Below are 11395 nucleotides of genomic sequence, written 5' to 3'. Positions count from 1 at the left end.
TCTCCTTTCTCTAAAAAAATAGTTATTTTGTACTACATTTTGATTTTCAAAATGGGGTTAATACTCTATTTATTTCAAAATGAGAATTGCTGGATGTCAGCGATTTCTTTGACATAGGGTTTAGCAGCCTCTCCCAGATTTCCCAATGCTGATGCTGCACCCGAACGAAGAAAGGGGTCAAGGGATTTATCGTTGAGGATGTCAGCGATTTCTTTGACGTAGGGTTTGGCAGCCTCCCCCAGATTTCCCAATGCCTCTGCTGCACCTGAACGAATATATTTGTCAAGGGATTTATCGTTGAGGATGTCAGCGATTTCTTTGACGTAGGGTTTGGCAACTTCCCCCAGATTTCCCAATGCTGATGCTGCACCTGAACGAACAAATGAGTCAACAGTTTTATCCTTGAGGAAGTCGAAGATTTCTTTGACGTAGGGTTTGGCAACTTCCCCCAGATTTCCCAATGCTGATGCTGCACCGAAACGAACACCTGAGTCAACAGTTTTATCCTTGAGGAAGTCGAAGATGTCTTTGACGTAGGGTTTGGCAGCCTCCCCCATATTTCCCAATGCCTCTGCTGCACCGGAACGAACAGATGAGTCAACAGATTTATCCTTGAGGATGTCAGCGATTTCTTTGACATAGGGTTTAGCAGCCTCTCCCAGATTTCCCAATGCCTCTGCTGCACCGGAACGAACAGATGAGTCAACAGATTTATCGTTGAGGATGTCAGCGATGTCTTTGACGTAGGGTTTGGCAGCCTCCCCCATATTTCCCAATGCATAAGCTGCACCGGAACGAACAGATGAGTCAACAGATTTATCGTTGAGGATGTCAGCGATGTCTTTGACGTAGGGTTTGGCAGCCTCCCCCATATTTCCCAATGCATAAGCTGCACCGGAACGAACAGATGAGTCAACAGATTTATCGTTGAGGATGTCAGCGATTTCTTTGACGTAGGGTTTGGCAACTTCCCCCAGATTTCCCAATGCTGATGCTGCACCTGAACGAACAAATGAGTCAACGGTTTTATTCTTGAGGATGTTGAAAAGTTTCTGAGCAATATCCTCTGGTTTCTGAACCACCAATTTTAAATTTTTTAGATCATATCTATTGAATTTGTTAAGAGCTTGTCTTTTTACTCCGTCATATCCATCATCAAGGGCAGCAACGATACCGTTAATCTGCCACGCTTCTGGCTTAGGCTTAGGCGGTTCTTTCGCGCTTACCCAAGGCAGGGCGAGCAGGAGAGTCAACAGCAGGGTAAAGGGAAAAATGAAAAAGGGCGACGATCGCTTTTTAAGTAGATGCTTAGACATGTTTGAAGCCAATTGGTAATGCGCTACGTCCTGGCAGTTGAACTGAATCAACTCGCTACATTAGAGTTCAATTAACTTGAAGCCCCAAGGTTTGAGAGCCGCTTCAGCTAGTTCTGTATTTACACCTTCATAAGCCTCCCATTCCAAGGGATGCTCTTTCGGATGTCCGTCGCCGACATTACCTGCAACTTTGATTATGGGACAGTTGGCGATGCGATCGCGCTCCAACCCTTTGGGAATTGCTATTTGGATTTTATGCCCGACAAACTTCGCTGTACTCTCCTCAGCTACAGCTTCACGGATTAAACAAATATCACCAGCCGTCCCCCAAGTCGTTTGGTAGATGTGGAGAAATGATATATAAGGTGCTGGTTTGATGGATCTTTTGAGAACATGCATTATCTGTAATCCTTACACTATGAGTCAAAAATCATAAATCATATAAGTATTTTCTATCACGTTCGTAGGGAAGAAGAATGTTTTTAACTCACTTTTTGCACCTAGCCTAAGTGATTAGCCTTTTTGGAGAGAGATCATCGTCTGCATACTAGCTCTCAGAGCGATCGCAGCTAAATGCTGCTACACGAGATAATAGCAATGTCTCATTAAATTGTTGGCGATCGTCAATGTCCTTTGATAACCTCTGCAAACTACTTTCCGAAAAACATCCCGAACGTTTTGCTAGTTGGGTTTTGGGTACAGAGCAAACTTCCGTCAAAGTTCTCAAAACCGAATTGAGTATTTAACCGATTCGCGCTGATTACGTTACGTTCTTACAGCTAGAAGGACGCATTCTCCACCTGGAATTTCAAACCAAACTAGAATCGACACCGCCACTACCCTTGCGGATGCTAGATTATTGGGTGCGCTTGTATCGTTTGTATCGTCTACCCATAACCCAAGTTGTCGTATTATTGCTTCCCCCTGCACCAGGAACGGTAATTGAAACTGTCTTTTCAGTCGAAACTACTCGCCATGAATATCGCGTGATTCAAATGTGGTTAGAAAATCCCGAATCATTCCTCAATGACCCAGCTTTATTACCATTAGCACCACTGGCAGCAACCACGCAACCCCAAGGCTTATTACAACGAGTTGTGGAAAAAGTCAATCAACTTGAGCCAAGACAACGACCAGAAATTTCTGCTTACACCCAAATCTTAGCGGGGTTAAAATACAATCAGGATTTGATTCGACAATTATTTCGGGAGGGTATGATGCGCGAGTCAGTAATTTATCAAGAAATTCTCGCTGAAGGCGAACAACGAGGACGAGAAGAAGGACGAAAAACAGAAGGGCAATTGCTCATTCTCCGTCAACTGACTCGACGGGTGGGAGAATTACCCCAAGAGGTGCGATCGCAGATTGAAACTCTCTCTTTAGAACAATTAGAAAATCTTGGTGAAGCATTGTTAGATTTTCAGGCGATCGCAGATTTAGAAGTCTGGTTCAGTACATTAGAGTAGCAATATTCTTCCTCTGAAAAGGGAATGTTTTACAACACAATAATCGCCCACATACTAGCTGCCAAAGCGATCGCAGCTAAATGTTGCCCAAGGAGCGATCGCACTGATTGTTTTGCAATCTTTTGCGTCAATAACATAGTCATCAACACTGAGAAAATTATCGTTGCACCTTGCAAAAAGGCAATCACAGCCGGGTGAGCAACCAATATTGGTAATTGTTCTCCACTAAAACCAAAAGTAGCAAAGGTAACAGGTAAAATCCGCCCGCCTTCGCCTAAGCCCAAACGCAGATAATGAGCCAAGTTTCCCCCTAACACCAATGGTAGGTAGCCATAAGCAAGTTCTACAAATGATTTTGGCTTCCGATTAAAGTTCAACAGTTTCAGCAAACCATAAACCCCAAAGGTAAAGATCGCTGGGATAATTAACACTAGCAGCGATAATCCGAAGTGCTGCCAAAACTGAGTTAAATCGAGTTTTAACCCCAACCAAGATTGTAATTCTGGCAAACGATGCAGATATATCCCACCCAACAGCAAAAACAATAATGCTACTTCATAAGTGCGGGGTACATGAGTTGTCCACAGTTCAATTCCAGGGGGACGCAAGTTGAACTCAACGGAACGATGGGGACAAGCTTTTAGGCAAGTCATACACAGTACGCAATCTCTGTTATCTTCTAACTGCGCGGGATGCGAGTATAAAGGACATCCATTGGTTTCCAGCCCTTCGCCCTTTTGCGGCCCACCTTTATAACATTGATACGTCGTGCAACTGGCAGAACATATTCCTTGCTGGGCGCGGAGTTCCGTCATTGAGAGTTTGGCAAATAAACCATTCATCCCACCGATGGGACAGAGATATCGACACCAAAACCGCCGCTCAAAAAGGGCGGAGAAAATCATCGCTCCTGCGGTAATTAACAGCAGCAAACAAGCGCTGAGGTAAGCAGTATTTTCTAAATGCCAGAGTTCTTCCCATAAAAAAATTAGGGTGAACAAACCAAACATGAACCATCCGCCCCATTTCTCAGCTTCCTGTCTCGGCCAGCGTTTGAGTTTTCGCGGCCACAGCCAGAGAGATAACTTTTGGGTAATTTCCCCGTAAATCATGAAGGGACAAACGGAACACCAGATCCGTCCTAAAAAGGGAAAGAGAAATAAGAAGAACGGCCACCACCAAGCCCAAAAGAAATTTAATACGAAATTGCGATCGCGGGTTTGCGGCCCAATAAATAATATTGCAAGGATGATTGCAAAAGCTGTTGCAGTAAAACCATAATTAATGCGATCGGGCCACCAAGGACTCCTTAAAAACCGCCGCAAACGAGGATAGGCATTTAACAGATTCACCCGAAATCGTTTTTTCTTCGCTTCGGCTGGCCAGAAAATTTCTTCTGTTAATTCGTTAGCACCCTCCGCTTGGACGATCGCTCTTTCAACCAGATTTTTTAATTCCTTAAGGTTCCCAGGAAAATCATAAGACTGGAGGCGACGTAAAGCTTCTGGGGTAATGTGCGGTTTCGGAACGCCTCTAGCCCGAATGTAGAGACTAGTATAATATTCAACCTGTGCTTGAACATCAGCTTTCCGCACCCGTAGCGGTGGTACTTTAATAATGTGACCAACAAAACGTTCAATGGTCGGTAGAGTTTTTTCAGAAACAATCAGAATTCTAGCTTTACTGGGGCGAGGTTGAGGTGCTGTTTCTCCCGAACGGTTTACAGGGGTATATGTGCCAGTTTTAAGCAACTGCGTCACGGAAGGTAATAATTCTTCGGGCAATTCTTGGATGTTGTTGAGAACTAAAGTACCCTCTCCTAACCATTCCAGCAGTCCTGGTTTACCGCCAGCGCGACCGAATAAGTCTGCGCCGCTAGTTTGCAGAATACCGCAATTGACTTTAATTATAGGTTCTCGCCGTTTTGGAGAACCAAAGTGGATCAGGGCTGCTATATTGTCCTTTTCTAACCCTGGTTCCCCGAAAATATCCACTGATTTGCGGTCAGCAGCAGCTTCTCGAATTTGTTCGCGTAGCCGCACAGCATAACGACTCGTACCAACAATTCCCCGTTGCGCTTTGGTAACTAAATATGGCCGCAAAGCTACGGAACGTTCTTGTTCATAGCCGAGTGCAGATGTGGCTTGAGCTAATTCTTGAGCCAATTGGCGAGATAAAGCCTGAGCAATTTCCGGGTATTGGGTGACTAATTCCCGAAATTTTTCAGCAGATACAACCCACAAATGACATTCTGTGAGGGTAACAATTGTGAATGTGGCTAACTCATCCAATAGCAACTCCTGGAGGTGAATGACTTCTCCGGGAAGGAATCCACGAACTAAAGCTGAGTTGCTGTGATTAGTATTGTCGCATTCAAGTTGACCATCTATGAGAATGTAAAGTGCTTCTGGGGAAGTACCTTCATCCACAAGGTTTACTTGTGCTGGTAAAACTTGTTCTTCAATGACTTGAGCGATCGCATTTAACACTTCAGGCGAGAGAATTCCTAAAGAGGTGCGTTCTTGTAGCCATGTAACCATTTCTGGAGATGTCACGTCGCTTTGCTCCGAATTCAAAATTCAAAATCAATAATCCCCATAAATAAATTTAGGGGCTTGTATCATAAGTCTTTGCCGATCGGATTAAATTCTCCGTGTAGGCTATTATGTATAACTGTTTTCAATTCGGTGGAATACAGTAAAAGCGCACAAATATGCTATTCTACCGAGTATTACATCGAAACAATAACCGCTATCAAAGAAATTATCCTCTGAAAGAATGTCAAAATATCTTTGTGCGGCTGTTATGGATTAATATCTGAGAATTGAGCGGGGGTGAACTATGGCAATTTATCTAGACTCAGCGATCGCATCTGAAGCTGAAGTTGTTAAGCTTTGGGGATGGGTGAAAGGCATTACAACCAATCCCACGCTGTTGTCTCAAAGCGATACCCCACCAGAAATCACACTCAAAAATTTGGTTGCCTTGACTTCTGGCCCTTTATACTATCAACTTGTGGCATCCGATAAAGCTGGGATGCTAGCTGAAGGTAGAAAAGCTTTTGAGATTATTGGTTCACAAACAATTTTAAAGATTCCCGCAACACCGTTAGGCTTTGAAGTGGTAGCAAGTCTCTCATCAGAAATTACTTGTTCGGTGACAGCAATTTACAGTGCAGCCCAAGCAGCAGTTGCACGGGAGGCGGGAGCGAAAATTGCCATAGCTTATGTAAATCGTGCTACCAGGTTGTTGGGTGATGGTATAGCCTTAGTACGGGATATGGCTAGCGTCCTCAAAGGCAGTGATACGGAAATCTTGGCAGCTAGTATCAAATCTCCTGAAGAAGCAGCCGCTTCATTGCAAGCCGGGGCGGATCATTTGACTTTACCATTGGGAATGTTGCAGGCGATCGCAACTCATGAATTTTCACAAACAACTGTTGAAGAATTTGCTAAAGCAGGCATCGGCTTAGGATAATTCGTAATGACGCTACGCACAGTCGCTACCGCCACGCCAACGTAATTTGTAATTTGTAATTAAATATGAGTTTGTCAGATATCCCTAATCTCTGGGTTCCTCTCGCGCTTTTAGGTTTAATTATTGTCGCTGCTGTATTTTTCAGCCGCAGCAATTGATTACTAAGGTATTACAAAAGTTATGTCAGGTAAACTAAGAGAGCCTTTTGCTACCTGACAGTACTTTGGTAATAATCAACAATTGCGTTGTAGTAATCTGTCATCAAATCCAACATTTCTTCTTCAGAGGAGTCAATCCAAGGAACTCTGTATACAGGTTATGGAGTAGCTTAAGCATGTAAAATATCATCACGCAGACAATCTTCATCAACGATGGACACTTGGTACGATAAAGTACAGAGTATTGCAACTTACTTTCAAGTAAATAGAATAGGGATCATGATTCTCATGAGAGCAAGATGTACAGAAAGAGAGAAAATTTTCTAAAACTAAAGATTTTCTCAATTAAATATAATTTGGAGAGCAAACAAGGGATAAATAAGGATAGTTAGATGTGTGGTGACGATTTTCTTAGTTTATGACCTATTGCCTCAGAATTGCCGACCTACCTACAAATGAGCGTCCACGCGAGCGGTTAATGACGCATGGTGCCAAAATTTTAGCTACAGCAGAGTTAATCGCAATTCTTCTAGGCACTGGTCAAGGGCCAGGGAAACTGTCTGCTGTGGGTTTGGGACAATTTATTTTGAGTGAATTAGGCAAACACCAACGCGATCCTTTGGCAGTTTTGCGAGAAGTTAGCCCCGCAGAGTTGATGCAAATCTCTGGTGTTGGCCCGGCGAAGGCGACAAGTATCTTAGCAGCAATTGAATTGGGTAAACGTGCTTTTCAATCTCGGCCCAACGATGGCACATTAATTGATAGCCCACTTGCTGCTGCTGCTACCCTCAGTCAAGATTTGATGTGGCAGACACAAGAACGTTTTGCAGTGGTGCTATTAGATGTTAAAAATCGCTTGCTGGGTACACAAGTAATCACCATTGGCACAGCAACCGAAACCCTAGCTTCTCCTCGTGATATTTTTCGGGAAGTTATTCGTCAAGGCGCAACGCGGGTAATAGTTGCCCACAATCACCCTTCTGGGAACCTTGAACCTAGCCAAGAAGATATAGAATTAACGCGCCAGTTATTAGCAGGAGCGCAGCTTCTGGGGATTCCAGTACTAGATCATCTGATTTTGGGTAATGGCAATCATCAGAGTATAAGGGAGCTAACAACGTTGTGGGATGAACATCCGCAAGGGGATTAAAATAATTCGTAATGACGCTCGTTCCGACGCTCCTACGTCGCTAACGTAATTCGTAATTAGGGACTTCCAAATAAAAAAATATTCTAAAACTGACGCAAAAATCCTCTTAATCTCTCCTCTCTCTGTGTTCTCTGCGTCTCTGTGGTTCGTTTTTTGGAATAATTTATTCCTTGGAAATCCCATTAAAGAAAATCTTTAATTACCCTCACTAGAGTTAAATCGGAAATCCTTTCCGATTTTGTGATCAGTGGCTACGCCAAAATTGAGATTAAAATCTCTGGTAGTTTAGCAGTAACTGTAATGTCTGATGACAAGCCACTCCACTTTAGGTTTTGAGGGGTGAACGTCTCTTAGGTCGGGGATGAAGACTAATTGTAGGCTTTAGCCTACTCTGAAATTAACTAATCACGCTGTTGCTCTAAACCACACGCTGAATTTGCTAATTTGACATGAATGAGGAGAGAATCTATTAGTCAAGTTAAAATAACTTTCCAAAACGTAATAGTGGACGTTACAGAATTAGTCAAAGTTTCAATTATTCTTTTGATCGTTGCTACAGGTGTAGCTCTGCTGTCGCGACAGTTGCGAATCCCTTATGTTGTGGGTTTAGTATTAGCAGGTTTGCCCATCACTGAGCTATTATCTCGTCCGATTGGTTTAAATCCAACTCTTGTTTTAAATCTTTTCCTGCCAATTCTCCTGTTTGAAGCTGGAATCAATACAGATGTCAGTCGCCTACGCAGTACCTTTAAACCAATTGCCCTTCTAGCTGGGCCAGGGGCTGTGCTTTCCAGTGGTATTATTGCCGTCCTGTTGAAATTTGGATTGGGACTGAGTTGGATACCTGCCTTATTTGTAGGAGTAATTCTGGCAAACACTGATACAGTTTCTATGATTGCCGTCTTCAAGGAGATACCAGTACCCTCTAGGCTTTCCACCATCGTTGAAGGTGAAACCCTATTTAACGATGCTGCTGCCCTCGTTATGTTCAACCTAGTTTTGCAAGTATATTCGACAGGTTCACTCACGTTACTACAAGGAATCGAACAACCGCTATTTATCTCTCTAGGAGGCTGCCTCGTAGGATTAGTCTTAGGCTACTTGAGCATACCTGTATTCGCCCGTTTGGACGATCCCCTTAGCAGTTTATTGCTGACGGTAGCAGTTGCATTAGGCACTTTTCAGATTGGAGATTTTCTAGATGTATCAGGTGCTGTGGCCGTAGTTGTAGCTGGATTAATTTTCGGGAATTTTGCTCTTTCTGGCAATACTTCTGCTTCTAGTCGCATTACCTTGTTGAGTTTCTGGGAATATGCCAGTTTTACTGTCAACACCTTTATTTTTCTATTGATTGGTGTAGAAATAGACTTGGTAACGCTCTTGAGGAGTTTACCAGCAATTATACTTGCAGTTTTGGCCTATCAAGTCGGGCGAGTTCTTACAGTCTATCCTTTGCTAGCAGGGATTCGTTGGATTGACCGCCCAATTCCTCTCCGCTGGCAACATTTACTGTTTTTAGGTAATATTAAAGGCTCACTCTCAATGGCTCTGGCATTGAGCTTACCCACTACATTACCAGGGCGAGAAGTCCTCATAGCTATAGTTTTCGGTAGTGTGCTGGTGTCGTTAGTCGGACAGGGTTTAAGTTTACCTTGGGTAGTAAAACGTTTGAAATTATCTAAATTTTCAGAAATTCAACAACAGGTTGAAGAATTGCAAGCCCAGTTGATAACAGGTAAAGCAGCACAAGATGAATTAGATAGCTTGTTGAAATCAGGGGTGTTGCCAAAAGCCGTTTATGAAGAGATGCGTTCAGCTTATCAGGTACGAATTGCAGGTGCAGAAAAGATACTGCGAGAACTTTATAATCGTCGTCCTGACGAGTTGGACGGCAAAAGTCGCAATAGTGCTAAACTTGATGCCATTCGCCGACGTTTACTGCTGGCAGAAAAAGGAGCGCTCAATGAGGCAATGCGGAAGCGAATTCTCTCTGAAGAAATTGTGCACGGACGGATACAAACTCTTGATGAACAATTGCTGAAACTAGAAGATGATTAAGTAGTTGTTGAGTATGGGGTATGGTGCATAAAAAGAGATATTTTTATTCCCTGGCTTCCCCATTCAGATGTATAAATTTGGCGAGAACTTATTGCAAATATGTCTGAAAAATTTCATGTCCGTTTCGATGATAATTACAATTCTACCTATAACAAAATGCACTTTTTTAAGATTTATATTTTAAAGGCGATCGCTTATTTTTAATCACCCTACCAGGACTGATAAAAGAAATTCCTTGCTGAAAGTCAGTACCAATCATCACTGCTTCCACTACAGGCTCAGATATTTCTGTTTGAGCTACCCACTCGACAATAAAATTTGCTCCTAAACCTCCACTGGTGTCATTTCTATTCACAAAAAAAGTTGTAGAAGCTAGTGCCTCAAGTTGAATAGGTTGCTCCAAATACTGTTTCACTAATCTCCCCTCTGAGTTATAGTAGCGCACAGCAGTAATGATGATGGGATTGGTCAAATCTGTATTCCGAATACTGAGCGTAACTGCTAACTCAAAAATCTCCTGTCGATTGTGATGATAGATATGTGAATAGACAGGTACATAAATAGTTTGACCGCTAGCTATCTTAAAATTATTATCCAGCGTCACTACTTTTTGAACTGGGGTAGCTTGAGTAGCATCGGGTTGTGACTTGGATGGAATATTAGCTGATTGACAAGATGCCAGAAAAATAACAGCGAGCGCTAAATAAATATGTAGATACGGCTTCATCAAAACTATTTACACCCATTTTTCATCAGTGTATAGCTAACCACACATAATAAAAAATTTAGGTAGGGACTGCGCTCAACATCTTTGTTGAATAAAATCAATGACTTGATGCAAACATCCTGGTTTAGTTACAATCAGTACAGTTGAATGAGGTTCCAGCATTGTACTGCCGTTAGGAATCATCAAATCTTCGTGGGGATGGGCTTGGTAGCCAATAATTAGCGAACCACTAGGAAATCGTGAATCTTGAGCGATTTCGGCAACGCTACGACCCGCAACATAGCAATTGTTGGGGATGGAAAGCTTCAGAACCTCAATCTGTCCCTGCTCAAAATGCATCATTGATTCCACTTGTGGATACTCAATGGCATTCACCATTGTTGAAACTGAGAGTTCAACAGTACTGATAATATGGTTGGCTCCAGCTATCCGCAGTGGTTCGGCAAAATCAGGGTGGCGCATCCGGCTTAAAATATGGGTTACACCGTAGTGTTTAGCAAGAGTTACCATTGCCAAGTTTAAGGCATCACTTCTCAGAACCGCTGCCAAGGAACCGGCTTTGCGAATCCCAGCTTCTAACAATACTTCTGTACTCACAGCACTGCCTTCAAAAGCCATTGCTCCCACTTGTTCACGGGCGTAGCGGCAAGCAATAAGATCAATATCAATTACAGCAACAGTATGTCCTAGTTCTACCAGCTTTTGCGCCAAACTTAAGCCTACTAAGCCTGCTCCACCAATTAGTACGTACATAGCTCTTCTTTGTGCTCTCTTCGAATTCCTATTCCGCTTTACAACTTAGCAAAGGAATGTAACGCTGTTTATTAAATTTAGCTGCGTAGCAGCTTACTACTTGCTTATTTCGGAAAGTGATAGAAGAGGGATAACTAAATGAAAGAGTGAAAGTCCAAAAAAATAATACAAACTAAAAGCCTCCTCATATTGAAAATGAGGAGGCTTTTAGTTTGTATTAGTATGCCTGGCATCGAGCTATTTTTGCGTAGGGCTACCCCTAAACTATCGTTGCCGCAACAGCGTTTCAC

Annotated in this window: 8 protein-coding genes and 1 pseudogene; 4 read left to right on the top strand and 5 right to left on the bottom strand. The window is 42.8% G+C overall.

The features are described from left to right. Nucleotides 1–74: 74 nt before the first annotated feature. Both V7K55_RS00045 and V7K55_RS00040 read right to left on the bottom strand, forming a co-directional pair. The gene (locus V7K55_RS00045) at nucleotides 75–1316 is read right to left on the bottom strand and encodes a HEAT repeat domain-containing protein (protein WP_334826918.1); all 1242 of its coding nucleotides are present in this window, start codon (nucleotides 1314–1316) and stop codon (nucleotides 75–77) included. A 60-nt stretch (nucleotides 1317–1376) separates the two neighbouring features. Further along, nucleotides 1377–1715, bottom strand: coding sequence for a hypothetical protein (locus V7K55_RS00040; RefSeq protein ID WP_334826916.1), 339 nt, complete (start codon nucleotides 1713–1715; stop codon nucleotides 1377–1379). 227 nt (nucleotides 1716–1942) lie between these two features. On the opposite strand from V7K55_RS00040, the pseudogene V7K55_RS00035 reads away from it, so the two are divergent. Further along, a pseudogene (locus tag V7K55_RS00035) lies at nucleotides 1943–2782 on the top strand (Rpn family recombination-promoting nuclease/putative transposase). Between the two features lie 29 nt (nucleotides 2783–2811). Here the strand turns inward: V7K55_RS00035 and V7K55_RS00030 are convergent. After that, a complete protein-coding gene (locus V7K55_RS00030; RefSeq protein ID WP_334826914.1) occupies nucleotides 2812–5337 on the bottom strand; it encodes a cyclic nucleotide-binding domain-containing protein in 2526 nt (841 codons plus the stop codon). Between the two features lie 286 nt (nucleotides 5338–5623). On the opposite strand from V7K55_RS00030, the gene V7K55_RS00025 reads away from it, so the two are divergent. The 3 genes from V7K55_RS00025 (at nucleotide 5624) to V7K55_RS00015 (ending at nucleotide 9625) form a co-directional block, all read left to right on the top strand. Then, nucleotides 5624–6259 (top strand): transaldolase family protein, encoded by a 636-nt coding sequence (locus V7K55_RS00025; RefSeq protein WP_334826912.1) that lies wholly within the window; start codon nucleotides 5624–5626, stop codon nucleotides 6257–6259. Nucleotides 6260–6835: 576 nt separating this feature from the next. After that, a complete protein-coding gene (gene radC, locus V7K55_RS00020) occupies nucleotides 6836–7567 on the top strand; it encodes a RadC family protein (protein WP_334826909.1) in 732 nt (243 codons plus the stop codon). 504 nt (nucleotides 7568–8071) lie between these two features. Next, complete coding sequence (locus V7K55_RS00015) at nucleotides 8072–9625, top strand: cation:proton antiporter (protein WP_334826907.1); 1554 nt, start codon at nucleotides 8072–8074, stop codon at nucleotides 9623–9625. A gap of 166 nt (nucleotides 9626–9791) precedes the next feature. On the opposite strand, the gene V7K55_RS00010 is transcribed toward V7K55_RS00015, so the two are convergent. Both V7K55_RS00010 and V7K55_RS00005 read right to left on the bottom strand, forming a co-directional pair. Then, nucleotides 9792–10352, bottom strand: coding sequence for a DUF3124 domain-containing protein (locus V7K55_RS00010; RefSeq protein ID WP_334826905.1), 561 nt, complete (start codon nucleotides 10350–10352; stop codon nucleotides 9792–9794). Nucleotides 10353–10427: 75 nt separating this feature from the next. Further along, nucleotides 10428–11105, bottom strand: coding sequence for a potassium channel family protein (locus V7K55_RS00005; protein WP_334826903.1), 678 nt, complete (start codon nucleotides 11103–11105; stop codon nucleotides 10428–10430). Nucleotides 11106–11395: the final 290 nt, after the last annotated feature.

The organism is Nostoc sp., assembly GCF_036919895.1.
Taxonomy (GTDB): domain Bacteria; phylum Cyanobacteriota; class Cyanobacteriia; order Cyanobacteriales; family Nostocaceae; genus Nostoc.
The sequence above is the reverse complement of the archived record's forward strand: the minus strand, read 5'-3'. Positions and strand labels throughout refer to the sequence as shown.